Here is a 24,877-nt window from a genome sequence, read left to right as displayed (position 1 = left end):
GATAAAAACCACTCCTCGCTCGTAGCGGTCGCCCTGACGACGCGTAAAGATTCACTCCTGGCTGTCGTCCGCCGCGTGGGAGCGGTGACACCGCCGGGGGGGCTCACGTAGGTCGTCCTGTCCGGGCTCATCGTGCCCGGACCCAGTGAACCGACTCTTCACGCTTTCGCCGTGCCCGCGTGCGCGCACTTCCGCGCGCACGTCCGCACGGACGCGCCCCTTCCGCGGTCTCACCCGCCCACGCCCTGACCGGGCGACAGGGACCGCGAGAAGGAGTGTGCATGGGCCGAACCGCCCGTGAGAAGGCGTTCAGGTGGAGTGCGGCGACCGTCGCCGCCCTGGCCGTGACCGCGACCATGACCCCGTTGTCGTACGCGACCACGACCGACGAGCCGGCCCCGCAGCGGGTCGGTTCCGCGCCGAAGATCCCGCAGGGCGCCGTCCGCGCGGCGGACCCGGCGGCCGGGGAGTCGCTCGACCTGAGCGTCGTCCTGGAGCCCCGCGACCCGGCGGCGCTGAACCGTTTCGTCGCCGAGGTGTCCGACCCCAAGTCGCCGAACTACCGCCGCTACCTCGGTACAGGCGAGTTCGCGAAGGTCTTCGGCGCGCTGCCGCAGACCGTCGCGAAGGTCCGCGCCGAGCTGGAGGACAAGGGCCTCACGGTCGGCGAGCTGGGCTCCGACGGGCTCACCCTGCCGGTGCGCACGACGGTCGCCGAGGCGTCCAAGGCCTTCTCCACCGAGTTCGACGGCTACAAGCTGAAGGACGGCGACACCGGCCTCACCAACACGCGCGCCCCGCAGTTCGACGGCGCGGTCGCGGACGACGTCCGCGGTGTGGTCGGCCTGAGCACGCTCGCCTCGTACGAGCCCCGCAACACCGGCGCGAAGAGCGCGGCCCGCGCGCAGCGGACCGCGGTGACGAGCGACGGCGCCCGTCAGTCCCGGCTGACCGGCACCACGCCGACGATGTGCAAGTCCATCAGCGACCTGTACGCGTCGACCGACGGCGGCTCCCAGCCGGCCTACGACAAGCAGGACTACTGGAGCGCCAAGTCGCTGGCCGCGGCCTACAACATGGCGGACCAGCCCAACGTGCAGACGGGCACCACCATCGCCGTCTACTCGCTGGAGAACTACGACCTGCGGGACATCAACAGCTACCAGGCGTGCCACGGCACGAAGGTGCCGGTCAGCTCGGTGCGGGTGGGCTCCGGCCCCCAGGAGCCGGCCGACCTGTACACCGGTGTCGGCCTGGAGACCGCGCTGGACGTCGAGACCATCGTCGGCCTCGCCCCGCAGTCCAAGATCCTCGTCTACCAAGGCGAGAACACCTGGGACCAGGGCACCGAGACCTTCCGCCGGATCGTCAACGAGAACCGCGCGAAGGTCGTCTCGGTCAGCTGGGGCAGCTGTGAGCTGAACACCCCGAACGAGGTCCTCGACGCCGAGAACCTGATCTTCCAGCAGGCGGCCGCCCAGGGCCAGACCGTCGTCGCCGCCTCCGGCGACAGCGGCTCCACCGGCTGCTACAGCCCCGACTACGCCGCGCCCAACGCGAACCAGCTGGTCACCGACAACCCGGCCAGCTCGCCGTACGTCCTCGGCGTCGGCGGCACGACCATGCGGACCGCGGTCACCAACCAGACCACCTGGAACGGCTCCGGCGGCGGTGTCTCCCGGCGCATCCAGCTGGCGAACGACGGCTTCCAGAACCGCACCGGCGCCGGCTACGGCAACGCCTGCGGCGCCCCTGCCGACAAGGTCTGCCGTCAGGTGCCGGACGTCTCCGGTGTCGGCGACCCGGCCACCGGCTACCCCGTCGCCTTCGGTCACGACGACGACGGCACCCAGTACTGGAACATCATCGGCGGCACCAGCGGCGCCGCCCCGGTGTGGGCCGCGCTCATGGCGCAGGCCGACCAGGACCTCGCCTGCCAGGCCAACGGCTCGGTCGGCTACGTCCACTCCGCGCTGTACCAGCTCCCGGGCACCGCTTTCCGTGACGTCACCACCGGCAACAACAACGTGACGGCGTCCGGCAACTTCAGCGGTTCGTACCAGGCCGGCGCCGGCTACGACCTCGCGACCGGCCTCGGCTCCCCGAACGGCCGCGAGATCGTCAAGGGTCTGTGCCAGGCCGTCCCGGCCTCCCCGGCCAGCACGTTCAACGCGCTGACCCCGGCCCGTGTCCTCGACACCCGCTACGGCATCGGCCGCGCCGGCACCAACCCGGTCGCCGCGAACGGCACCGTCAAGCTGAAGGTGGCGGGCGTCGGCGGCGTCCCGGCGACCGGCGTCACCGCCGTCGTCGTCAACGTCACGGCCGTCTCGCCGACCGCGTCCGGCTTCCTGATCGCCTATCCGAGCGGCACCACCCGCCCGTCCTCGTCCAACATGAACTGGCTGAAGGGCCAGATCGTCCCGAACCTGGTGACCGTGCCGGTCGGCAAGGACGGCTCGATCGACCTCTTCAACGCCGGCGGCGGCACCACGCACTTCATCGCCGACGTGTCCGGTTACTACTCCACCGAGGCCGGCGGCAGCACCTACCTGGCCAAGGGCCCGGCCCGGATCCTCGACACCCGTAACGCCATCGGCGTCCCGGGCAAGACCCCGGTCGCCGGCAAGGGCACGGTGTCCCTCCAGGTCGCGGGCGCCGGCGGCGTGCCGGCCTCGGGCGCCACCGCCGTGGTCCTCAACGTCACGGCGACCGCGCCGACCTCGACCGGTCACCTGATCGCGTACCCGAGCGGTGCCGCCCAGCCGACCGCGTCGAACATCAACTGGCTCAAGGGCCAGACCCGTCCGAACATGGTCGTCCTGCCTATCGGCCCCGACGGCAAGGTGAACCTGTACAACGCCGGCACCGGCACCGTGCACTTCATCGCGGACGTCTTCGGCTACTTCTCGTCCGCGTCGGAGGGCTCGTCCTTCCACACCGCGGGCCCGAGCCGACTGCTCGACACCCGGTACGCCCTCGGCACGGCCCGCAACACGCCGATTCCCGGCGGCACCAACCTGGTGCTGAACATCAACGACGGCCACACCCTGGCGAAGGCCAAGGCCGTGGTCCTCAACGTGACCGTCACCGCCCCGACGACCAACGGCTTCCTGACCGTCTGGCCCGACGGAACCACCCTGCCGAACGCGTCCAACCTCAACTGGACCGCCGGCCAGACCGTGGCCAACCTGGTGACCGTGCCGGTCGTCAACGGAAAGATCGACTTCCGCCCGAACGCCGGCAGCGCCCACGTGATCGCGGACCTGTTCGGCTACTACCTCTGACCGACGGCCCGTAACACCCCGCTCCAAGACCCCGCCCCCGCCGCGCACATCAGCGGCGGGGGCGGGGTCTTTGTGCGGCGGGCGGGGCCTGCGCACTGCTCGACCGACCGGGTCGCCCGGGTCACTTGACGGTGTCGTCGGCGCTCGTCCCCGGTTGGGCCGGTCTTTGGGCCAGGAGGTATGCCTGTTGGCCCTGGCGCGGTTTCTCCTGGGCGTTCGGTTCGCGGATCAGGCGGGCTTCCACTGGCAGTCCGGCCCGGGTCAGCAGGTCGGTGATGCGGTCCGGGGAGACCCAGTAGACGTCCAGGGACAGGTCGTGGCCGTAGGCGTTCTCCAGGTGCCGGAGCCTGTCGCCGGCCTTGAAGGCGAGCAGCAGACGGCCGCCCGGAGCCAGTACGCGGTGGAACTCGGCGAACACCACCGGCAGCAGCTCAGGAGGCGTGTGCACGATCGAGTACCAGGCGATGACGCCGCCGAGACTGCCGTCCGCCAGGTCCAGGTCGGTCATCGACCCTTCGTCGAACCGCAGGTCCGGATGTCTGCGGCGGGCGACCGCGACCGTCTTCGGGGACAGGTCGACGCCGAACGCGCTCACCCCGAGCGACTGGAGATGCGCCGTCACATGGCCGGGCCCGCAGCCGAGGTCGGCGACCGGTCCGGCGTCGAGGGTCCGCGTGAGCTGGGCGAACGTGCTGATCATCGCGCGGCCGTACAGGTCGCCCTCGAACAGCGGCGGGACGAGCTCGGCGTAGTCGACGGCGACGGTGTCGTAGGCCGCGCGAGTGGCTTGCAGGTAGGTCGGTTCGGTCACGGGTGGAGACCTTAACGTCCCTTCCGACGAACTCAGTTGACCTTCGGCCGCGAGAGGGGAGCGTCACGTGGTGACGCAGTCACGGATGATCTTTCTCGCCAACAGGCGTCCCGGAGCGGACAGTTCCTCGGCGATCGTCTCTGCCAGGCGGGGGTCGAGCGTGATCGTCGCCGGCTGGGCCTCGGTGCGGGAGAGGCGGGCCAGGCGCCGGGGTTCGGGTACGGGGGCGCAGTCCTCGCCCCGGCGGTGGGCGGGCGGCGGCCCGGCGTCGGTGTGGAGGGGGCTCTCGGGGCCGTCCCCCGTGCGGTGGGGCAGCACACGGGCGTGCACCGCGACGCGGTCCCAGAACTCCCGCTCGGTGCTCGCGGCCTTACCGTGGCCGAACGTGCGGGCCGACACCGCCAGCCGGTGCACCTCGAAGCCGACGGCGTCGGCGAGTCGCCGGTCGCGCAGGACGGAGTCCATCGCCCGGGTGGACGCTATCCGGGCGGCGACCTCGTCGGCCCGGAACTCGACGTGCAGCGAGCCGGACCGGGTGAGCCGGGTCAGCAGCCGCGCCGTGCCCCGCACCAGCAGGCCGGGCAACCACATGATCCAGTTGTTCGTGCGACCGCGGGCCTTGAACCTGTTCACCGCGGTCGTAGCCTCGTCCGCATACCGAGAGGTGGGGGAAAGAGCGACACCGGAATGAGTCCCTTCGGGGCGACTCTGCGTCAGGTCCGCGCCACCCGCCAGCGAGCTGAGAGCCGTGCCGACCAGGCTGCCGCGCCGGATGTCGCCCGCCGCGAAGTGGCCCACCTCGTGGGCGACGGCGGCGACGCGCTGCTGCGGGGTGAACGTCTGCCACAGCGGCAGGCCCAACTCCAGGCACCGTCTGCGCCGGACGCCCGTGAGAGAGAGCCGTACGGCGAAGTTCCCACTGAGCTGGACGATGTCGATGTGCCGCACCCGGGCGGCGTCCGCGATCGAGTCCAGCAAGGCGAACAGGGACGGCGCGTCGTCCCGTGTGAGCGTGGGCAGGTCGGGTCTGGGCCTGCTGAAGCGGGGCCGCACCTGGACGGCGAGCCCGATCATCAACAAGCCGATCAGCGGCTGCACCACGGTGCTCCAGCCGAGAACGACGAGCAGCAGGCCGCCGATCAGCAGACCCGCCGTACCGACGTGCACCAGAGCGGCCAAGCCGCAAGCGGCCGCCGCCGACCAGCCGATCCGGCGGAACCCGACCGTCTCGGGATCTCTTGAGGACACTGCAAGCTCACGCATCGCGCTTCCCCCCTGATGACAACGCGTCGATCACAGAGTGCCCCGGTCAACGTTAGCAACATATAAGGGAGTTACTCCGGGTCGGTCGACAGGCGGCCGTGGCGGTGGACGTCGCGCCAGGCGTCCCTGCGGCCCGCCTCCCACATCGCCCCGCGCAGGGTCCCCTCGTACCGGAAGCCGCACCGCTCAGCGACCCGGCAGGACGCCTCATGCCCTACGGCATGACCCAACTCCAACCGGTGCAGGCCGAGTTCCCCGAACGCCCAGCTCGCCACGAGCCGCAGGGAACGGGTGGCCACCTGGCGGCCTCGCGCCTCGGGCAGCACCCAGTAGCCGACGTTGGCGACGCTCTGCACGATGTCGAGGGAGTTCAGCCCGATCTGCCCGAGGACCGTCCCGTCACCGGCGTCCGTGACACAGAAGGCCGCGCCGGTCCCGGCCACCGCCTGCGCGGCCTTCGAGCGCAGCGCCTCCCGGGCGTCCCCGGCGTCCGTGACGTCCCGCAGCGGTGTGTTCCAGCGCAGGAACTCGGGGTCCTGGTGGCCGCGCAGCCAGGCGTCCACGTCGGCCTCGGCGTCCGGGTCCCAGGCGCGCAGGAGGAGGCCGTGACCCTGGAGGCCGGATGCGGGCAGGACGGAGCGCGGCACACGTATCTCGGTCATCCGGTCATTGAACACCGGGAGGGTCCGCGCGGCGGAACACCGGCACGCCCACCCGGAAGGTCACCTCCAGCTCCGCCCCGGCGGACAGCTCCCCCGGGCCGACGATCTCCGTGGACATCCGCGGCCCCTCCGCCAGATCCACCACCGCCGCGACGTACGGCGTCCGCTCCCCGAAGGGCGGCAGGTCGTTGCGGTGGACGACGGACCAGGTGTAGAGGGTCGCCCGGCCGCTCGCGTCCTCCCAGCTCACGTCGTCGCTCCAGCAGTACGGGCAGAACTCCCGCGGGTAGTGGTGGGCCCGCGCGCAGGCCGCACAGCGGCGGATCAGCAGCCGGCCCCGCGCCGCCGCGTCCCAGTACGCGCGCGTGAAGGCGTCGGCGTCGGGGACGTCGTACCGGCCCTCGGCCGCCGCACCCATCTCAGAACCACCCCAGCGCGCTGTCCAGCGACCACGTCTGCCACGCCATCGCGAACAGCGCCACCGCCGAGATCAGCGACATCATCGCGTTCTGCCCCTGCTCCGCCCAGTCGTGGATCATGAGGGTGAAGTAGAGGAGGTTGAGCAGCAGCCCGCCCACCAGTGCGACCGGGGTCAGGAAACCGGCGACGAGACCGAGCCCGAGCGCCAGTTCCGCGTAGACGACCACGTACGCCATCTCCCGCGGCCTCGGGGCCACCACCCTCTCGAAGCCCGACCGTACGGCGCTCCAGCGATGCCGGGCCGCCACGTCCGACGCCCACGCGATACCCGTGCCGCGCTCGAACCAGCCCTTTTTGTCCTTGTGCCGCCAGCTCTCCAGCCACCACAGGCCGAGCCCGATCCGCAGCACGGCCAGCCATTGCGCACCGGTGAGCCAGATCGTGTCCATGAATCTGACGGTACGTCAGACAGTGAGGGCGGGGAAGGCCACGGAAGCGCCCGCGTCACCACATCACGTCCATGAACGGGCGGCCCGCGGCACACGCTTCGCGCAGACCTCCCCCAAGCGTGATCGATCCGCAACCAATTCCGGTCTTGACCGAGACCCATCAACGTTCTGCGTGATTACGCTCCCGCTCATGGCCGACTCCGCACCACCCGCGCACACCACCGCAAACGCTGACGGCGGCGCTTCCGGGAACCCCGCCGACCGCCCCGTCTACGTCATCGGCGGCGGCCCCGGCGGGCTCGCCGCCGCGTACACGCTGCGGAGGCGGGGGATACGCGCGGTCGTCGTGGAGAAGGCGGACCGGGTCGGCACGTCCTGGCGCCGGCACTACGACCGGCTGCATCTGCACACCACCCGGCGGCTGTCGGCGCTGCCGGGCCTCGCGATGCCGCGCCGTTTCGGACGCTGGGTCGCCCGGGACGACGTGGTGCGGTACCTGGAGAAGTACGCCGAACACCACGACCTGGAGCTCGTCACCGGCGTCGAGGTCTCCCGCGTCGAGCGTTCCCCCGACGGGACCGGCTGGCTGCTGCGCGCCTCCGGCGGACGCGAGCTGACCGGGGCGGCGGTCGTCGTCGCCACCGGCTACAACCACACCCCGTCGCTGCCCGACTGGCCCGGCCTCGAGGACTATCCCGGCGAGCTCGTCCACGCGTCCGCCTACCGCGACGGCGCCCCGTACGCCGGCCGGGACGTCCTCGTCGTCGGCGTCGGCAACACGGGTGCCGAGATCGCCGTCGACCTCGTGGAGCGCGGGGCTGCGCGGGTGCGGCTGGCCGTGCGGACCGTCCCGCACATCGTGCGCCGGTCCACCGCCGGCTGGGCCGCCCAGTACAGCGGCATCCTCGTGCGCCGGCTGCCGGTGGGGCTGGTGGACCGGCTCTGCCGGGTGATGGCGAAGGCGAGCGTCCCGGACCTCTCGGCGCACGGGCTGCCGCGTCCCGACACCGGGCTCTACAGCCGGGCCAGGCAGGGGGCGATCCCTGTGCAGGACGTCGGCCTCATCGACGCGGTGCGCGCCGGCAAGGTGGAGATCGTGGCCGCCGTGGAGGGCTTCGAGGACGGCAAGGTCGTCCTCGCCGACGGCTCCCGCGTCGAGGCGGACGCCGTCATCGCCGCGACCGGTTACGAGCGGGCGCTGGAGGATCTGGTGGGGCACCTCGGCGTGCTCGACGAGCAGGGCCGCCCGCTCACCCACGGCGGCCGCGCCCCGAAGGACGCACCGGGCCTGTACTTCACCGGCTTCACCACCCCCATCAGCGGCACCCTGCGCGAACTCGGCCTGGACGCAGAACGCATAGCGAAGGCGATACGCCGCCACTTGGGCCGACCGAGCTGAAAGGGTCGGCCGTGTCTCCCAACTCCATTTCCATGGCTGCCCGTTACAGATGACTTCGGTGTGACCGGAGCGTTGTCCCGTACCTTTGTGCGGAGCCAGAATGTGAGACCTGTTCACCTTTCCGGGTACCACCCCCTCGACGGAGGACGCACGTGGCAAGTGAAAGACAGCTCTCCCCCGGTTCCGGCGCAGCCCTCTCCCGCCGCTCCCTGCTCGGCCGCACCGCCGCCGTGGCCGCGGGAGCCACCGCCGGCGCGACCGCTCTCACCGCGACCGCCGCCGGCACGGCGACCGCGGCCGGCGCCGGGACCTCCGCGACCGCGCGAGACGTGGACGTCGCGATCGTCGGCGCCGGGCTCGCCGGCCTCACCGCGGCCCGCGATCTCGTGGCGGCGGGGAAGAAGGTCGTCGTCCTGGAGGCCCGTGACCGCGTCGGCGGCCGGGTGATGGGCCTGCCGCTGGCGGGCGGCGGAATCACCGAGGGCGGCGGTGAGTTCATCGGCCCGACCCAGGACCGTGTGAAGGCGCTCGCCGACTCCCTCGGCGTGGCCACCTTCGCGACCTACAACAGCGGCAAGAACCTCCTCTACAAGGACGGCAGGAGAACCCCGTACGCCACCGACGGGCTGCTCGGATCCGTCCCGCCGATCGACGCGGCCGGGCTCGCCAACGCCGCGATCGTGCAGGCCAGCCTGGACGACCTGGCCAAACAGGTGCCGGTCGACGCGCCCTGGACCGCCGCCAAGGCCGCGGAGTGGGACCGGCAGACCTTCGAGACCTGGCTGCGCGCCAACGCGGTGGTCCCGTCGGCGAAGTTCCTCCTCGACGTGGCCTGCACCTCGATCTTCTCGGCCGAGCCCCGCGAACTGTCCTTCCTGTTCGTCCTCTTCTACATCGCGGCCGCCGGCAACCCCTCCACCCCGGGCACCCTGGAACGCCTCACCGAGACCGCGAACGGCGCCCAGGAGCTGCGCTTCGTCGGCGGCTCCCAGCTGCTCCCGGTCAAGCTCGCCGCCACACTCGGCGACCGGGTGGTGCTGAACGCCCCGGTGCGCTCCATCTCACGCTCCGGCAGCAGATACGTGGTGAGCGCGAACGGCACCACGGTCACCGCCGACCGCGTCGTCGTCGCCCTGCCCCCGCCCCTCGCGGCCCGCATCTCCTACGACCCCCTCCTGCCGGCCGCCCGCGACCAGCTCACCCAGCGCATGCCGATGGCCTCGGTCGGCAAGGCCATCGCGATCTACGACACCCCCTTCTGGCGGGCCGACGGCCTCAACGGCCAGGTCGTCAGCGACACCGGCGTGATCAGCTCCACCTTCGACAACTCCCCGCCCGACGCCTCCTACGGCGCGCTGATGGGCTTCATCGAGGCCGACAAGGCACGGGCCCTGGACGCGGCGAGCGAGGCGGAGGTCAGGGCGGCGGTGCTGAAGGACTACACGACGTACTTCGGCGAGAAGGCCGCCAACCCGACCTCCTTCGTGCTCCAGCGCTGGAACAACGAGGGCTACACCCGGGGCGGCCCCGTCTCCATCGCCCCGCCCGGCGTGCTCACCCAGTACGGCCCCGCCCTGCGCGCCCCCGTCGGCGGCATCCACTGGGCCGGCACCGAGACGTCCACCCACTGGATGGGCTTCATGGACGGAGCGGTGCGCTCGGGCGAGCGGGTGGCCCGAGAAGTGCTCGCGGCGCTGTGACGCCCGGGGTCGCGACACCGCCCGTTTCGCGGCCCGCCGCGAATGGGGCATCTCCTCTGTGCAAGCCCATTCCTGACAGACCGTCAGTTCTGTAACCTGACAGTTCGTCAGTTACTTGGCAGTCACACAGGAGCGGGCGGGCCCATGCTTGGATCAACCCACGGCACCCTCACCACCGACTCCCGCCGGGCCCGGGTCCTCGCCTGCGAGGAACGCCCCGGGCCCGCCGTCCACGGCCGGTCCGCCGACGCGGACGACCTGGACGTCAGCGGACGCCCGCTGTACCAGGCCGTACCCGATCTGGACCGGTTCTTCCGCCCCGAGTCCGTCGCGGTGATCGGGGCCTCGGACGCCGAAGGCCGGCCGAACACCGGCATCACCCGGCAACTGGCCGCCTGGGCGGAGCGGGTGGGGGCACGGCTGCACCCGGTGCACCCCACCCGCGCGACCGTCTTCGGCATCCCGTGCGCGCCGTCCGTCGCCGACCTGCCCGAGCAGGTCGACCTGGCGGTGCTGCTGGTCGCCGACCCACTCCCGGTGATCGAGGAACTCGCCGAGACGAAGGTGAAGTTCGCGGTGGTCTTCGCCTCCGGGTTCGCGGAGACCGGCGCGGAGGGCGCTGAGGCGCAGGGCCGGCTCGCGGCGGCCGTGGCCCGCTCCGGGATGCGCTTGCTGGGCCCCAACACCAACCTCAACGCTTTCGAACGGTTCCGGGACGACCTCGACGGCCCGGCCATCGCGCTGATCACGCAGTCCGGCCACCAGGGCCGCCCCGTCTTCGCGCTGCAGGAGCTCGGCGTCCGCCTCTCGCACTGGGCGCCGACCGGCAACGAGGCCGACCTGGAGACCGCCGACTTCCTCTCCTACTTCGCCGAGCAGCCCGAGGTGGGCGCGATCGCCTGCTACGTCGAGGGCCTCAAGGACGGCCGCGCCTTCCTGCTCGCCGCCGACCGGGCCGCCCGGCGCGGCGTCCCGGTCGTCGCGGTCAAGGTCGGCCGCACCGAGGTGGGCGCGCGCACCGCCGCCACCCACACCGGCAAGCTGACCGGCGCGGACGACGTCGTGGACGCGGCGATGCGCCAGTACGGTGTGATCCGCGTCGACGGCCTGGACGAACTCCAGGACACCGCGACCCTGCTGGCCCGGGCGAAGCCCCCGCGCGCGGACGGCGTGGCGGTGTACGCCATCTCCGGCGGCACCGGCGCGCACGTGGCCGACCTGGCGACGGCGGCCGGACTGCGGCTGCCCGAGCTGTCCGCCGCCAAGCAGGCCGAGCTGCACCAGTGGATACCGGAGTACCTGAACGTCTCCAACCCCGTCGACAACGGCGGGCACCCGGTCGGCGACGAACGGGGCCGCAAGATCATCGACGCGATCCTCGCCGATCCCGGGATCGGCGTGCTGATCTGCCCCGTCACCGGTCCGTTCCCGCCGCTCAGCGACCGGCTGGTGCGGGACCTGGTCGACGCGGCCGAGACCACGGACAAGCTGGTCTGCGTGGTGTGGGGCTCGCCGGTCGGCACCGAGTCCGCCTACCGGGACGTCCTGCTCGGCTCCTCCCGGGTGGCGACCTTCCGCACGGTCTCGGGCTGCCTCACCGCCGTCCGCGCCCATCTGGAGCACCACCGCTTCGTACGGGACTACCGCTCGCCCTTCGACCAGGCCCCGCGCACCCCCTCCCCGTCCTTCCGCAAGGCGCGGATGCTGATGCGGCCGGGGCAGCAGCTGAGCGAGCACGCGGCGAAGCAGCTCCTTCGCGCGTACGGCATACGCGTGCCGCGCGAACAGCTGGTGACCAGCGCGGCGGCGGCCGTGCGGGCGGCGGGGCCGGTCGGCTACCCGGTGGTGATGAAGGCGTCCGGCGCGCAGATCGCCCACAAGACCGAGCTGGGCCTGGTGAAGATCGGCCTCACCTCGGCCAGCCAGGTCCGCGACGCCTACCGCGAGCTGACCGACATCGCCCGCTACGAGGGCGTCGACCTGGACGGCGTCCTCGTCTGCCAGATGGTCGAGCGGGGCGTGGAGATGGTCGTCGGCGTCACCCATGACGACCTGTTCGGGCCGACGGTGACGGTCGGGCTGGGCGGCGTCCTGGTGGAGGTGCTGCGGGACGCGGCCGTCCGCGTGCCGCCCTTCGGCGAGGACCAGGCCCGCGCCATGCTCGGCGAACTGCGCGGGCGGGCCCTGCTGGACGGCGTCCGGGGCCGCCCGCCCGCGGACCTGGACGCGCTCGTCGAAGTCGTCCTGCGTGTGCAGCACATGGCTCTCGAACTGGGCGACGACCTGGCCGAGCTGGACATCAACCCCCTGATGGTGCTGCCCCGCGGGCAGGGCGCGGTGGCGCTGGACGCGTTGGCGGTGTGTCGCTGAGATGCGCATCAACAATTCCCCCGATGACCCCACTTGGACGGACAAGCCGGAAAGATCCGCTGACTCATTGGTACTGCACGCCACTGACAATCACGTCTCGACCCTCACCCTCAACCGCCCCCAGGCACTCAACGCCATCACCCCTGACCAGCGCGAACACCTGATCCAGCACCTCGCGGACGCCTCCGCCGACCCGGAGGTCCGGGCGGTCGTCCTCACCGGGACCGGACGGGGCTTCTGCGCGGGCGCGGACCTGCGGGGCGGGCCCGCGAGGAGGGCCGGCGCGAACGGCGACAGGAGCGGCGGCGGCACGGCGGCCGGGGAGCGGATCCCCGGTGACGTGGCCCGGACCCTCCGGCTGGGCGCGCAGCGTCTCATCGCCGCCGTGCTGGACTGTGAGAAGCCGGTGATCGCGGCGGTGAACGGTACGGCGGCCGGCCTCGGCGCGCACCTCGCCCTCGCCTGCGACCTGGTCCTGGCGGCGGAGTCGGCCCGCTTCATCGAGGTGTTCGTACGGCGCGGCCTGGTCCCCGACGCCGGCGGCGCCTACCTCCTGCCCCGGCTCATCGGCCCGCATCGCGCCAAGGAACTGATGTTCTTCGGCGACGCCCTCACCGCGGCCGACGCCGAACGCCTCGGGCTGGTCAACCGGGTCGTGCCGGACGCCGACCTGGACAAGACGGCCCGCACCTGGGCCGACCGTCTGGCCTGCGGCCCCACCCGCGCCCTCGCCCTGACCAAGCAGCTCGTCAACGCGTCCCTCGACTCCGACCGCGCCACCGCCTTCGCGGCGGAGGCGGCCGCCCAGGAGATCAACATGACGACGGCGGACGCCCAGGAAGGCGTGGCGAGCTTCGTGCAGCGGCGCCAGGCGCGGTTCCGGGGGCGCTGAGGCTCAGGGATCCCGGGTCAGCACCCGCGGACTGCTCGCGTCCGGATCCCCGAAGAACACGAACAACTCGGGCGACCGCTCCGTCCCACCGGAAGACCAGACCGTCTCCCCACGGCAGCCGTCCTCCTCGCCCGCCTCGTCGGCGGCGAGGCGGACGACCACGCCGTCCCGTACGCGACCTGGCTCCAGCCGCCAGCTACCGACCCCGTCGCACACCACGAAGTCCACGGTCGCCCGGCCGCCGGGATCGACCGGCATCCGCGTCAACTCAGCCCGGCCGCCCGGAAGCAGCTTCAGCACGGCCCCGTCCTCGCCTCGCCAGACCCCGGCGACCCGTTCGGCGGACAGCGCGGGCGGCTCGTACTCCTCGACCAGGCCCACCGCCGAGGCCACGGACCCGCCGACGAGGGCCAGGACGAACAGCACGACGGAGGCGCCCGCGGCCCGCCACCACAGGCCCCGGTTGCTCTTGGGCCGCACGCGCGCGTACTCCATCGCGAGCACCGGCAGCGCGCCGAGGGCGGCGAGGCAGGCGACCGTAACAAAGAAGGACATCCCCGCCCACACGGCCCCCACGACGGCCCACACCGCGCCGACGAGGGTCACGCCCAGCAGACGGCGCACCCACCGGGGCCATGGGACGCGGCGCAGCACGACGTCGGCGACGAGGGCCCCCGGAAGGATCTGCGCCCCCGCGTGCAGCAGTCCCAGCACCGGCAGCAGCACCGGCGCGAAGAGGAGCAGACAGAGCAGCCCGAACGCCGGGCCGTAGCCGACGCCGTAACGATCGGCGGCCAGCGCCTGCCAGAACAGCAGCGCGCACACCGCCGGAAGCTGCGCCGCTCCCGCTGCCACAGCCGCGACCGACTCGGGCCACGCCCGCCCCTTGTCCACCCGACGCCGAACGCCAGCCCACCCCATGCGAGCAGCGTAGAAGTCGCCGTCGACCTCCCCGCAGCGCCCTTCCTATCTGACGAGCCGTCAGCTTCAATGGCGACATGATGGGACACGCAGGCATGGCGGCCGCCGCAGTCCGCCACCTCCGCGGCCGGCCGGTCGAGGCGCACCCCCGGCCCGAGTTGCGCTGCGTCCGCGAGGACGAGCGGGCGCCGGTGGACCAGGGCGAGTTCCGGCGCGTGCTGGGCGCGTTCGCGACGGGCGTCACGGTCATCACCGCGCCGGCGGGCGCCGACGAGGACGCGCCCGCGGGCTTCGCCTGCCAGTCGTTCACCTCCCTCTCCCTCGACCCGCCGCTGGTCGCGTTCATGGTCGGCCGCACCTCCACGACCTGGCCGCGGATCGCACGCGCGGGCGTGTTCTGCGTGAACGTCCTGAGTGCGGACCAGGCCGGACTGTGCCGCGCGTTCGCGGTGAGCGGCGCCGACAAGTTCGCGGGCGTCGCCCACGACAGCGCCCCCGCCACCGGCTCCCCCCGCCTCACCGGCGCCGCCGCCTGGATCGACTGCACGATCCACGCGGTCCACACCGGAGGCGACCACCTGATCGTCGTGGGCAGGGTGAACGCCCTGGGCGCCCCCGCGTCCGACGGCGCACCGCTGCTGTTCCACCGAGGCCGCTTCCTCTGACCCCCTGACACTGGACAGGACGTCCGAGTGGGGACACGATCGTGCTCATGACACCCGAGGACGCCATTGTCGCCACGGCCGACCGGATCGCGGTGCTGCTGCAGGCGGGGGCCGATCCACGGACGCCGTTGCCAGGCGCGGAGTGGACGGTCGGGGAGGCGGCGGCGCACCTCGCGCTGGCGGGGAAGCTGATGGCGGACGTCGGGGCGGGCGAGGACCGTCCCTACGGCGACGGGACGCCGAGCGGTCTCGCGGCGGCCAACCGTGCGGCTCTGGCCGACTACCCGCAGCGGGATCCGGCGATCCTCGGCGCGGAGATCGCGGACAGCGCCCGGGACTTCGTCGCGGCCGCGGCCGACCGCGGTCCGCGCAAGGCGGTGCTGACGCCGATGGGGCCGATGGACGTGGCCACCCTGGGCTCGTACCTGCTCACGCACCTGCTCGGACACGGATACGACATCGCGGTCGCGCTGCGCGGGCCGCACATGGTCGACCGGGAAGTGGTCGCGTTCACGCTGCCCTTCATGCGACAGGCCATGCCGCGAGTCGTGAACGCCGGCGCGGCCGGCCACCACGCGTGCTACCTGTTGCGGATCGGCCCCGACCGCTTCGCCGTCACCTTCGCGGACGGCGTGCCCACGGTCACCGACACCCCGCCCCGGCGCCCCGACTGCACGATCGCCATCGACCCCGTCGCCTTCCTCCTCCTCGCCCTGGGCCGCTGGACCGCCCCCGCCGTCATGGCCCGCGCCAAGGTCGTCGCCTGGGGCCGCAAACCGTGGCTGGGCCTGCGCTTCCCGATGCTCTTCACAGCGCCGTAGACGAGCGAGCGGCTCACCCGCCGCCCGTCGCTCGCGCCCCCGCCTCCGGCCTCCGCCGGATCACCAGGGCCATCAGGGCCGCCGCCGCGCACAGCGCGCCGGACGCGTACCAGACCATGTCGTACGTGCCGAAGACGTCTCGGGCGACGCCGCCGAGGAAGGCGATCAGGGCCGCGCCGACCTGGTGGGCGGCGAGGACCCACCCGAAGACGATGGCGCTGTCGTCGCCGTACTGCTCGCGGCACAGGGCCAGGGTGGGCGGGACGGTGGCCACCCAGTCGAGGCCGTAGAAGACGATGAAGAAGACCATCGGCAGGTGGACGGACGGCGCGAGCAGCATGGGCAGGAAGAGGAGGGAGAGGCCGCGCAGCGCGTAGTACACCGCCAGCAGCCGGCGCGAGTCGAAGCGGTCGGTGAACCAGCCGGAGGCGATCGTGCCGGCGACGTCGAAGACGCCGATGACCGCGAGGAGCGAGGCGGCGGCCGTGACGGGCATGCCGTGGTCGTGGGCGGCGGGCACGAAGTGGGTCTGCACCAGGCCGTTGGTCGAGGCCCCGCAGATCGCGAAGGTGCCGGCCAGCAGCCAGAAGGGGCCGGTGCGCGCGGCGGAGAGGAGCACGGAGACCGCCCTGCGCGCGGCGCCCGTCACCGGCGCGGGCTTCGGGACGAACTCCCGTGCGCCGTAGGGCTTGAGGCCCACGTCGGCCGGGTGGTCGCGCAGCAGGAGCCAGACGAAGGGGACGACCACGAGGGCCGCCAGGGCGACCGTCAGCGCCGCCGGACGCCAGTCGTAGCGGGTGACCAGCCAGGACAGCAGCGGCAGGAAGATCAGCTGGCCGGAGGCGGAGGCCGCGGTGAGGATGCCGCTGACCAGGCCGCGCCGCTCGGTGAACCAGCGATCGGTGACCGTCGCGGCGAAGGCCAGCGCCATCGCCCCCGAGCCGGCGCCCACCAACAGACCCCAGCACAGCAGCAGTTGCCAGGCCGAGGTCATGAACACCGTCAGTCCGGAGCCGGCCGCGATCACCGTCAGGGCGACGGCCACCACCCGGCGGATGCCGAAGCGGTCCATCAGCGCCGCCGCGAACGGCGCGGTGAGCCCGTACAGCGCGAGGTTGACCGAGACGGCCGCGCCGATCGTGCCGTGCGACCAGCCGTACTCCTCGTGCAAGGGGTCGATGAGCAGCCCCGGCACCGAGCGGAAGGCCGCCGCCCCGATGATCGTCACGAAGGTGACGGCGGCGACCAGCCAGGCGCGGTGGACACGCCTGCGGGCGGGCTTGAGGTCGGTTGAGGCGGCGAGCGCTTCGATGGTCCGGGTCACGCCATAGAGCTTGCGGGCACGGCACCACGCCCATCGAGTGGCCCGAACGACACAGTTCGTTAGGATCGGGCCATGGAAACGGCCACGGGCCTGCGCCCCCACCGCGTCGTCGTCCTCGCCCTGGACGGCCTGCTCCCGTTCGAGCTGGGAATCCCGCATCGCATCTTCGGCCGGCCCAAGGACGCCGCGGGCCGGCACCTGTACGAGGTCGTCACCTGCTCGGTCCGCCCGCCCGGCCCGGTCGAGACGGACGCCGACTTCGCGATCCAGGTCGGGCACGGACCGGAGACGCTCGCCACCGCCGACACCGTGATCGTCCCGGCCTCCTACGAGCTGGGCCCCGTCTTCGAGGAGGGCGTGCTGACGGAGGACCTGGCCGCGGCTCTCGGCCACATCCGACCCGGCACGCGCCTCGCCTCCATCTGCACCGGCGTCTACGTCCTCGCCGCCGCAGGCCTCCTCGACGGCCGCCCGGCGACCACGCACTGGGCCGACGCCGACCGCCTCCAGCGTCTCTTCCCGCGGATCCAGGTCGACCCGGACGTCCTGTTCATCGACGACGGCGACGTCCTCACCTCCGCCGGGGTCGCCGCAGGGATCGACCTGTGCCTGCACATGGTGCGCCGCGACCACGGCACCGCCGTCGCCAACGAGGTCGCCCGTCGCACGGTCGTCCCGCCGCACCGTGACGGCGGACAGGCGCAGTACATCGACCGGCCCGTGCCCGACCCCCAGCAGGCGACCACGACCGCCGCCCGCGCCTGGGCCCTCGGCCACCTCCACGAGCCGCTCCAGTTGCGGGACATGGCCGCGCGGGAGTCGATGTCGGTACGCACCTTCACCCGCCGCTTCCGCGAGGAGGTCGGCGTCAGTCCCGGCCAGTGGCTCACCCGGCAGCGCGTCGAACGCGCCCGGCACCTGCTGGAGTCGACCGACCTGTCCGTCGACCAGGTGGCCCGGGACGCCGGCTTCGGCACCGCCCAGTCGATGCGCCAGCACCTCCAGACGGCGCTCGGCGTCACCCCGACCGCCTATCGGCGGACGTTCCGGACCGGCGCCGCCCTCAGAACGTGAGGACCGCCCTCGCCACCCGCCCGGCCTCCGCGTCCGTCGCCGCCTTCTCGAAGTCCTCGACCGGGTAGGTCCGGGTGACGAGTTCGTCCAGCAGCAGCCGGCCCTCGCGGTACAGCGCGGCGTACAGCGCGATGTCCCGCTGGGGGCGGGAGGAGCCGTAACGGCAGCCCAGGATCGACTTGTCCAGATAGAGCGACGAGACGAGGAAGGACGCCTCCGCCGTCGCCGGCGGCACGCCGAGCAGCACGGCCTGGCCGTGACGGTCGAGCAGGTCGATCGCCTGGCGGATCAGCTCCACCCGCCCCACGCACTCGAACACGTGGTCCGCCCCGGTCGGCAGCAGGTCCCGCACGCCGTCCGCCGAAGCCAGGAAGTCGGTGGCCCCGAACCGCCGCGCCACCGACTCCTTCGCCGGGTTGGCGTCCACGGCGACGGTCCGCCCCGCGCCCGCGATCCGCGCGCCCTGCAACACGTTGAGCCCGATGCCGCCGGTCCCGATGACGACGACGGACTCCCCGCGGTCCACGCGCGCGCGGTTGAGCACGGCCCCCACACCGGTCAGCACCCCGCAGCCGATCAACGCGGCGGACGTCAGGGGGACGTCCTGCGGTATCCACACCGCCTGCACGGCCTTCACCACCGTCCGCTCGGCGAACGCGGAGTTCGACGCGAACTGGAACACCGGTCGCCCCGCGCGCGTGAACGGCCGCCCCGGCCGCCCGATGGCCCGCCGGCACATCGTCGGCCGCCCCCGGTCGCAGTCCGCGCACGTCCCGCAGTTGGCGAGCGTGGACAAGGCCACATGGTCCCCGGGAGCCACATGGGCGACCCCGGCGCCCACCGCCTCCACCACCCCCGCGCCCTCGTGCCCCAGCACCACCGGCGCCGGGAAGGGGATCGTCCCGTCGACCACCGACAGGTCGCTGTGGCACAGCCCGGCCGCCGACACCGCGACGAGCACCTCCCCGGGGCCCGGATCGCGGACGACGAGATCGTCGACGACCTCCGCCCGCTTCCCGTCGAACACCACGCCACGCATCAGACGACCCCCTTGCGCTCTCTGGGCAGGCCGAGCACCCGCTCGGCGATGATCGTGCGCTGGATCTGGTCGGAGCCGCCGTAGATCGTGTCGGCCCGGGAGAACAGGAACAGGTGCTGCGCCTCGTCGAGTTCGTACGGCGCGGTGGGCGACCAGTCGGCCGGGCCCACCCCCGCGGCCGCGCCCCGCACCTCCACCGCGAGCTCCCCGAGCCTCTGGTGCCAGCCCGCCCACAGCAGCTTGGCCACACTGGGCGCGCCCGGCCCGCCGGAGCCGCCGAGCGTGCGCAGCGCGTTCCACCGCATCACCCGCAGCTCGGCCCACAGTTCCACGATCCGGGCGCGGACGACGGGATCGTCGGCGGCGCCCGTCTCCACGGCCGTGCGCACCACGCGCCCCAGCTCCTCGGCGAACCCGATCTGCTGGGCCAGCGTCGAGACCCCGCGCTCGAAGCCGAGCAGCCCCATGGCGACCCGCCAGCCGTCGCCGGCGCCGCCCACCACGTGCTCCGCGCGGGCGTGCGCCCCGTCGAAGAAGACCTCGTTGAACTCGCTCGTGCCGGTCATCTGCCGGATGGGCCGCACCTCGATCCGCCCGGGCTGATCCATGGGCACGAGGAGGAAGGTCAGCCCGTGGTGGCGGGCGGACTGCGGGTCGGTGCGGGCCAGCACGAAGCACCAGTCGGCCTCGTGGGCGAGGGAGGTCCAGATCTTCTGCCCGGTGACGCGGTAGTCGCCGTCGGCCGTCCGCTCGGCACGCGTGCGCACGCCCGCGAGATCCGATCCCGCGCCCGGCTCGCTGTACCCCTGGCACCACAGTTCCTCCCCGGCGGCGATCGCCGGCAGGAAGCGGCGCTTCTGGCCGGCGCTGCCGTGCGCGACGAGGGTCGGCGCGAGCAGGTTCTCCCCGATGTGCCCGGAGCGGGGCGGGGCGCCCGACCGCGCGTACTCCTCGGCCCAGGCGACCTGCTGGGTGAGGGTGGCGGTCCGGTTGCCGTACCCCCCTTCCGCCCAGCCGAGCCCGATCCAGCCGGCGCTCCCGAGGGTCCGTTCCCAGCCGCGCCGGTCGGCCTGTCCGCCGGCGTGCGCGGCCAGCCACGCCCGCGCGTCCGCCCGGAACTCGTCATCAGCCGCGGCAAACCCGAAGTCCACGCTGCCTCCTCCAGCCGGGGACCACACGGCCCCGCTCACGGGTGTCGATGTCCGGTGCAGTGCGCTCCGCGGCCCCGCCCGGCCACGGACCGCCCTCTCCCCCGGAAGCGGTACGGACCGGAGCCGGTGCCCGAGTCCAGCGCCGACGGCGCCACGCGGTAGCGCCCGTGGACACGGTCCTGCTGCTGCACCAGCCCGGCAGCGGCTCCGCCGTCGGGCGCGCGGGGGTTTGGCCCACCGCCGCCTTGAGACGCGCCGGAACCGCGTCGCCGGCGCGGCCGCCTCGACTTCGCTCGCACGGGACGCCGTCCGTCCCCGCCCGCCGGCGCCCCCGCTCATGCGTTGGGTCGCGCTCCCTGTGCCGCCGCGCGGGCCATCTCCTGGAGGCGTTCCAGCATCGGCATGGGGTCCGAGCCGACCGCTCCTGCCAGCGCCTGGCCGATCCGGTCCGGCGTCCAGCCGTCGCAGGCGTAGGCCGAGCGGAGTTCGCGGGGCTGCGCCCACACCGCGATCTTCTCACCGGCGACCGTGTAGACCTGGCCGGTTATCCCCAGGTCGCGTGCGCGGTCCGACAGGAGGAAAGTCACCATGGCGGCGACGTCCTCCGGCTCGCCGATCTCCGCGAGTTCGGTCGGCACCCCGGCCGACATCCGGGTGCGGGCCACGGGAGCCACCGCGTTGGCGGTCACCCCGTACTTGTGCAGGCCGAGCGCCGCGCTGCGCACCAGCGAGATGATCCCGCCCTTGGCCGCGCTGTAGTTGGCCTGCGAGACGGAGCCCTGGTGATTGCCGCTGGTGAAGCCGATGAGCGTGCCGGACCGCTGGGCCCGCATGACCGCCGAGGCCGCCCGGAACACGGTGAACGTGCCCTTGAGGTGGGTGGCGACGACCGGGTCCCACTCGTCCTCGGTCATGTTGAACAGCATCCGCTCCCGCAGGATGCCGGCCACGCAGACGACCCCGTCGAGCCGCCCGTAGGACTCCATGGCCGTGTCCACGACGCGTTGTCCGCCCGCCATCGTGGAGATGTCGTCGGCGACGGCGACGGCCTCCCCGCCGGCCGCCTCGATCTCCTTGACGACGGCCTCGGCGACCTCGCTGGTGGGTGAGGCGCCGGCCACCGAGACGCCGTAGTCGTTGACGACGACCCGCGCCCCCTCGGCCGCCGCCGCGAGCGCCACCGCCCGTCCGATGCCTCGTCCCGCGCCGGTGACGGCGACGACCTTGCCGCTCAAGAAGTTCCCCACGCCGGGCCCCTTCCCGCAGTTTCTGACGGACCGTTAGATTTTATGGCCCGTCAGTCAGTCGGGGACAAGCCCCGGGGAGGCACCAATGGCACTGCCCTCGCTCCATCCGGCGTTCCAGGACATCGCCAAGCGCGTCAACAACTGGGGGCGCTGGGGGGACGACGACGAGATCGGCACCCTGAACCTGATCACCGACGAGGTCGTGCGGGCGGCGGCGGCCGAGGTCCGCACGGGCCGCCGGGTCCCGCTCGCCCTGCCCCTGCGGGAGGACGGCGTGCAGACGGGGATGATCCCGGGGCGGGTCAACCCGCTGCACACCATGGTGCAGATCAACCAGGAGATCTTCGGCCCGGGCTCGGTGGCGTGCAGCGACGACGCCGTGACGATGGGCCTCCAGGCGGCCACCCACTGGGACGCGCTGACCCATGTCTCGCACTCCGGCAAGCTCTACAACGGCCGCCCGGCCGGCACCATCACCCCGCACGGCGGCGCGGAGTTCAGCGGCATCGACAAGGCGCGGCACGTCGTCTCGCGCGGAGTGCTGCTGGACGTGGCACGCGCGCGTGGCGCCGACCGGCTGGCCGGCGGTCACGCGGTCACGCCCGAGGACCTGGAGGCGGCCGAGGAGCTGGCGGGGACGCGGGTGCGGGCCGGCGACATCGTGCTCGTGCGCACCGGGCAGATGCGGCTGTACCTCGCCGGGGACAAACACGGGTACGCGTACCCCTCGCCGGGGCTGTCGCTGCGCACCCCGGAGTGGTTCCACGCGCGCGATGTGGCCGCCGTCGCCGACGACACCCTCACGTTCGAGATCTTCCCGCCGGAGATCGACGACCTGTGGCTGCCCGTGCACGCCCTCGACCTCGTGGAGATGGGGATGCTCCAGGGGCAGAACTGGAATCTCGAAGAGTTGTCCACAGCCTGTGGAGAAGAGGGGCGCTACGCGTTCCTGCTGTCGGCGATGCCCGAGCCGTTCGTCGGCGGGACCGGGACTCCGGTGGCGCCGGTGGCGATCCTGTAGGGCGGTTCGGGGCTCCGGCCGACGGCACGCACGGCGGGGCGGCTCGCGGGGTTCGACGGATGGTGGCGCGCCGCTGCCCGCCCCGAGCACGGCACCGCGCGCCACCATCCGACTCGGCGTACCCTCCCCTCGGTTCCCCTCGGCCCTGAGGGCTCCGACGCCGAATCGGCGATCCGCACTCGGCGAGGGCCTCCGTCACCGACGCCCTCGTCGTCCCCTCACGGCGAATCGCTGACCACAAGCGTGATCAAACGGACACGTGACGTCAACACCCGATCGGTGATTTGTTACTTGCACCCCGTTTTGTCACGGGCGCGCACGGAAGCACGCACGGGCGCACCGAGGCCTGCCGGGGACACACGCGCCACATCCCCTGCCACCGTGCACCGGCCGTACGGGGCCGAGCGCACGCCGCGCGTCACACGGCTTCGTACGCGATCCCCCCGTACGACGGCTTCTGACAGACCGTCGCCGTCCCGCCCGTCGGGCCGGCGTCCGGGCGGGGCGCCGCACAGCGGTCGAGTTCGCACCAGATGCGCTTGCCGGGACCCTCGACGCTCCAGCCCCAGCGGTCCGCGAGGCAGTCCACGAGAGCCAGTCCGCGGCCGCCTGTGGCGTCGTCGCCCACACAGCGGGGGACGGGGGCGCGGTCGCTGCTGTCGGCCACCTCGAGGCGTACGACGCCCTCCCAGGGGCCCCCGGCGCCCTCCGGGGCCCCGACCGCCGCGCCGGGCAGCGAGAGCCTCAGGACGGCCGGACAGCCCGTGTGGACCACGGCGTTGGTGACCAGCTCGGAGACGAGCAGGATCAGCGTCTCGGCGAGCGGCTCGTCGGCCCCTATCCCGGACCCGGCGAGGCGCCCACGGGCCCACCTGCGGGCGCGACCCACCTCAGTGGGGTCGGGCCGGATCTCCAGCTGCACTTGAAGCACCTGCACCGCTCACACCATCCGAACCGGCGGACACATGGCCGCGCGCCACGTGAGCCACGCTAGCCACGCGAGGACCATGACGACGAGGGCCACGATCGTAGCCATTTTCTGCATGACCAGAACAACAGCCAGGGGCAGAGTGACGGAACGTGAATCCCTTGAGAGACAGCTTGGTTGACGTACAGTCACCTCAACAAGCGCTTCGGGCATATTCCAGCGCGAAGGAGTACCCGTGCGGCATACTGTGCGACGCTCATCGCGGGAAGTCGAACAGACGGGGCCGTGACGCCCGTCCGCCCTGCGAGCAGCGGTGCGCACCCCCGTCCCCGGCGTCGCCCCAGGGGCTCGGCCGGCACGGTCCGCGCTCACGGCAACTCGCATCTCACAGAAGGTACCGGAGCGACCACCCGACTCCGGGCCGTGACGGGTCACCGATCGGACACAACCGAATCTCACATTCCGTGACCATGTCTTGCCACGATCAGTGACACGTGCCGCGCGGCGCACCCCGCGCCTGCACATCACCGCAGGCAGGCGGCCTGCGGCGGCTGGTGGCCCGGCGACGTCAGCAGGTCCTCGGCGAGCCTTTCCTCACTCTGCGTGCCACCCCCCGTACGCCTCGTGCGCACCCAGGAGCGCTTCAGCAGCAGATGAACCTCCGCCTCCCAGGTGAATCCCATCCCGCCGAACACCTGGAGGCAGTCGCGCGCTCCGCGCACGGCGGCCTCGTCGGCGAGCAGCCGGGCCGCCGCCACATCGGCCGGTCCGGCGGTGACGGCGGCCGCGTACACCGCCGCCCGGGCCACCTCCACGCGCACCAGCAGGTCCGCGCAGAGGTGTTTGACGGCCTGGAAGGCGCCCACGGGCCGCCCGAACTGCTCGCGCGTGCGCGCGTGTCGCACGGCGAGCTCGCACGCGCGCGTGGCCGTGCCGAGCTGCTCGGCGGCGGTGAGGAGGACCGCGACGGGATCGGGGGCCGGGGCCGGGCCTCCCGGCGTCCGGTGCAGCGGGGTCAGCGGGTCCACCGACCGCAGGGGCCGCGCGCCCTCCGCGTCGCCCAGGACGACGTCCGCCTCGGCCAGCCACTCCACCAGGCCGCCGTCGACCGCGGTCACCACGCTCTCGCCGGTCGCCGCGCCGGGCACCTCACCCGCCGCGAGGAAGGTGGCCGTCAGCGGGCCGGGCAGCAGGGCGCGGCCGGCCTCCTCGAAGGCCAGGACCGCCTCGGGCAGGCCCAGTCCGACGCCGCCGTCCGCCTCGGGCAGCCGGAGCGCGAAGAAGCCGGCCTCCCCGAGGTCCCGCCACAGCCGCCGGTCGAGCCCGGGCCGGGACACCGCCACGCGCAGCTCCTCGGGGCCGAACCGCCGCGCCAGCAGCTCCCGTACGCCGCCTCGCAGGTCCCGCTGGTCCTTCGTCAGCCGGAAACGCAC

Annotated in this window: 21 protein-coding genes; 9 read left to right on the top strand and 12 right to left on the bottom strand. The window is 72.9% G+C overall.

The genetic code is table 11. The annotated features are described in order from the left end of the window. Positions 1-281 precede the first annotated feature (281 nt). Entirely contained in the window at positions 282-3,287 is a 3,006-nt protein-coding gene (locus EV567_RS20410; protein WP_130442148.1) for a protease pro-enzyme activation domain-containing protein, read from the top strand. 121 nt (positions 3,288-3,408) lie between these two features. On the opposite strand, the gene EV567_RS20405 is transcribed toward EV567_RS20410, so the two are convergent. The 5 genes from EV567_RS20405 to EV567_RS20385 form a co-directional block, all read right to left on the bottom strand. Next, a complete protein-coding gene (locus tag EV567_RS20405) occupies positions 3,409-4,098 on the bottom strand; it encodes a class I SAM-dependent methyltransferase (RefSeq protein WP_130442146.1) in 690 nt (229 codons plus the stop codon). Positions 4,099-4,161: 63 nt separating this feature from the next. Beyond that, positions 4,162-5,361 carry a M48 family metallopeptidase gene (locus tag EV567_RS20400; RefSeq protein ID WP_130442144.1) on the bottom strand — a complete coding sequence of 400 codons (1,200 nt, stop codon included), beginning with the start codon at positions 5,359-5,361 and terminating at the stop codon, positions 4,162-4,164. A 71-nt stretch (positions 5,362-5,432) separates the two neighbouring features. Next, positions 5,433-6,023, bottom strand: coding sequence for a GNAT family N-acetyltransferase (locus EV567_RS20395; protein WP_130442142.1), 591 nt, complete (start codon positions 6,021-6,023; stop codon positions 5,433-5,435). A gap of 4 nt (positions 6,024-6,027) precedes the next feature. Further along, entirely contained in the window at positions 6,028-6,441 is a 414-nt protein-coding gene (locus EV567_RS20390) for a Zn-ribbon domain-containing OB-fold protein (RefSeq protein ID WP_130442140.1), read from the bottom strand. A gap of 1 nt (position 6,442) precedes the next feature. Further along, on the bottom strand, positions 6,443-6,892 hold the full coding sequence (locus EV567_RS20385) for a DoxX family protein (RefSeq protein ID WP_130442138.1): 450 nt from the start codon (positions 6,890-6,892) through the stop codon (positions 6,443-6,445). Positions 6,893-7,082: 190 nt separating this feature from the next. Here EV567_RS20385 and EV567_RS20380 point away from each other — a divergent pair, with 190 nt between their 5' ends. The 4 genes from EV567_RS20380 to EV567_RS20365 all read left to right on the top strand — a co-directional run bounded on the left by EV567_RS20380 (position 7,083) and on the right by EV567_RS20365 (position 13,253). After that, positions 7,083-8,291, top strand: a complete 1,209-nt coding sequence (locus EV567_RS20380; protein ID WP_130442136.1) for an NAD(P)/FAD-dependent oxidoreductase — start codon at positions 7,083-7,085, stop codon at positions 8,289-8,291. A 152-nt stretch (positions 8,292-8,443) separates the two neighbouring features. Next, positions 8,444-9,991, top strand: coding sequence for an FAD-dependent oxidoreductase (locus EV567_RS20375; RefSeq protein WP_130442134.1), 1,548 nt, complete (start codon positions 8,444-8,446; stop codon positions 9,989-9,991). Between the two features lie 144 nt (positions 9,992-10,135). Further along, on the top strand, positions 10,136-12,361 hold the full coding sequence (locus EV567_RS20370; RefSeq protein WP_130442132.1) for an acetate--CoA ligase family protein: 2,226 nt from the start codon (positions 10,136-10,138) through the stop codon (positions 12,359-12,361). A gap of 1 nt (position 12,362) precedes the next feature. Continuing rightward, positions 12,363-13,253 carry an enoyl-CoA hydratase/isomerase family protein gene (locus EV567_RS20365; RefSeq protein WP_130442130.1) on the top strand — a complete coding sequence of 297 codons (891 nt, stop codon included), beginning with the start codon at positions 12,363-12,365 and terminating at the stop codon, positions 13,251-13,253. Between the two features lie 3 nt (positions 13,254-13,256). Here the strand turns inward: EV567_RS20365 and EV567_RS20360 are convergent, their stop codons facing one another. Continuing rightward, positions 13,257-14,174: a hypothetical protein gene (locus tag EV567_RS20360; protein WP_242620919.1), complete on the bottom strand. Its 918-nt coding sequence runs from the start codon at positions 14,172-14,174 to the stop codon at positions 13,257-13,259. Between the two features lie 80 nt (positions 14,175-14,254). Here EV567_RS20360 and EV567_RS20355 point away from each other — a divergent pair, with 80 nt between their 5' ends. Together EV567_RS20355 and EV567_RS20350 are read left to right on the top strand one after the other, a co-directional pair. After that, positions 14,255-14,839: a flavin reductase family protein gene (locus EV567_RS20355; protein WP_130442619.1), complete on the top strand. Its 585-nt coding sequence runs from the start codon at positions 14,255-14,257 to the stop codon at positions 14,837-14,839. 47 nt (positions 14,840-14,886) lie between these two features. Beyond that, a complete protein-coding gene (locus EV567_RS20350; protein ID WP_130442128.1) occupies positions 14,887-15,660 on the top strand; it encodes a maleylpyruvate isomerase family mycothiol-dependent enzyme in 774 nt (257 codons plus the stop codon). A 13-nt stretch (positions 15,661-15,673) separates the two neighbouring features. Here the strand turns inward: EV567_RS20350 and EV567_RS20345 are convergent, their stop codons facing one another. Further along, positions 15,674-16,984 carry an MFS transporter gene (locus EV567_RS20345; RefSeq protein ID WP_130442126.1) on the bottom strand — a complete coding sequence of 437 codons (1,311 nt, stop codon included), beginning with the start codon at positions 16,982-16,984 and terminating at the stop codon, positions 15,674-15,676. A 72-nt stretch (positions 16,985-17,056) separates the two neighbouring features. Here EV567_RS20345 and EV567_RS20340 point away from each other — a divergent pair, with 72 nt between their 5' ends. Then, the gene (locus EV567_RS20340; RefSeq protein ID WP_130442124.1) at positions 17,057-18,058 is read left to right on the top strand and encodes a GlxA family transcriptional regulator; all 1,002 of its coding nucleotides are present in this window, start codon (positions 17,057-17,059) and stop codon (positions 18,056-18,058) included. Here EV567_RS20340 and EV567_RS20335 read toward each other — a convergent pair. From EV567_RS20335 to EV567_RS20325, 3 genes are all read right to left on the bottom strand, one after another. Continuing rightward, positions 18,048-19,097, bottom strand: coding sequence for a Zn-dependent alcohol dehydrogenase (locus EV567_RS20335; RefSeq protein WP_130442122.1), 1,050 nt, complete (start codon positions 19,095-19,097; stop codon positions 18,048-18,050). The two genes, EV567_RS20340 and EV567_RS20335, sit on opposite strands and share 11 nt — an antisense overlap. Then, on the bottom strand, positions 19,097-20,248 hold the full coding sequence (locus tag EV567_RS20330; protein ID WP_130442120.1) for an acyl-CoA dehydrogenase family protein: 1,152 nt from the start codon (positions 20,246-20,248) through the stop codon (positions 19,097-19,099). The genes EV567_RS20335 and EV567_RS20330 overlap by 1 nt, the downstream gene beginning before the upstream one ends. Positions 20,249-20,583: 335 nt before the next feature. After that, a complete protein-coding gene (locus EV567_RS20325) occupies positions 20,584-21,495 on the bottom strand; it encodes an SDR family oxidoreductase (protein ID WP_130442118.1) in 912 nt (303 codons plus the stop codon). Between the two features lie 85 nt (positions 21,496-21,580). Here EV567_RS20325 and EV567_RS20320 point away from each other — a divergent pair, with 85 nt between their 5' ends. Then, entirely contained in the window at positions 21,581-22,516 is a 936-nt protein-coding gene (locus tag EV567_RS20320; protein WP_130442116.1) for a cyclase family protein, read from the top strand. Positions 22,517-22,934: 418 nt separating this feature from the next. Here EV567_RS20320 and EV567_RS20315 read toward each other — a convergent pair whose 3' ends face one another. Beyond that, entirely contained in the window at positions 22,935-23,438 is a 504-nt protein-coding gene (locus EV567_RS20315) for an ATP-binding protein (RefSeq protein ID WP_130442617.1), read from the bottom strand. A gap of 530 nt (positions 23,439-23,968) precedes the next feature. Next, positions 23,969-24,877 (bottom strand): acyl-CoA dehydrogenase family protein, encoded by a 909-nt coding sequence (locus tag EV567_RS20300; RefSeq protein ID WP_130442111.1) that lies wholly within the window; start codon positions 24,875-24,877, stop codon positions 23,969-23,971.

The sequence above is a fragment of the Streptomyces sp. BK239 genome, assembly GCF_004217285.1.
In the GTDB taxonomy this organism is placed as follows: Bacteria; Actinomycetota; Actinomycetes; order Streptomycetales; family Streptomycetaceae; genus Streptomyces.
This window is presented reverse-complemented; position numbering and strand designations above follow the sequence as displayed.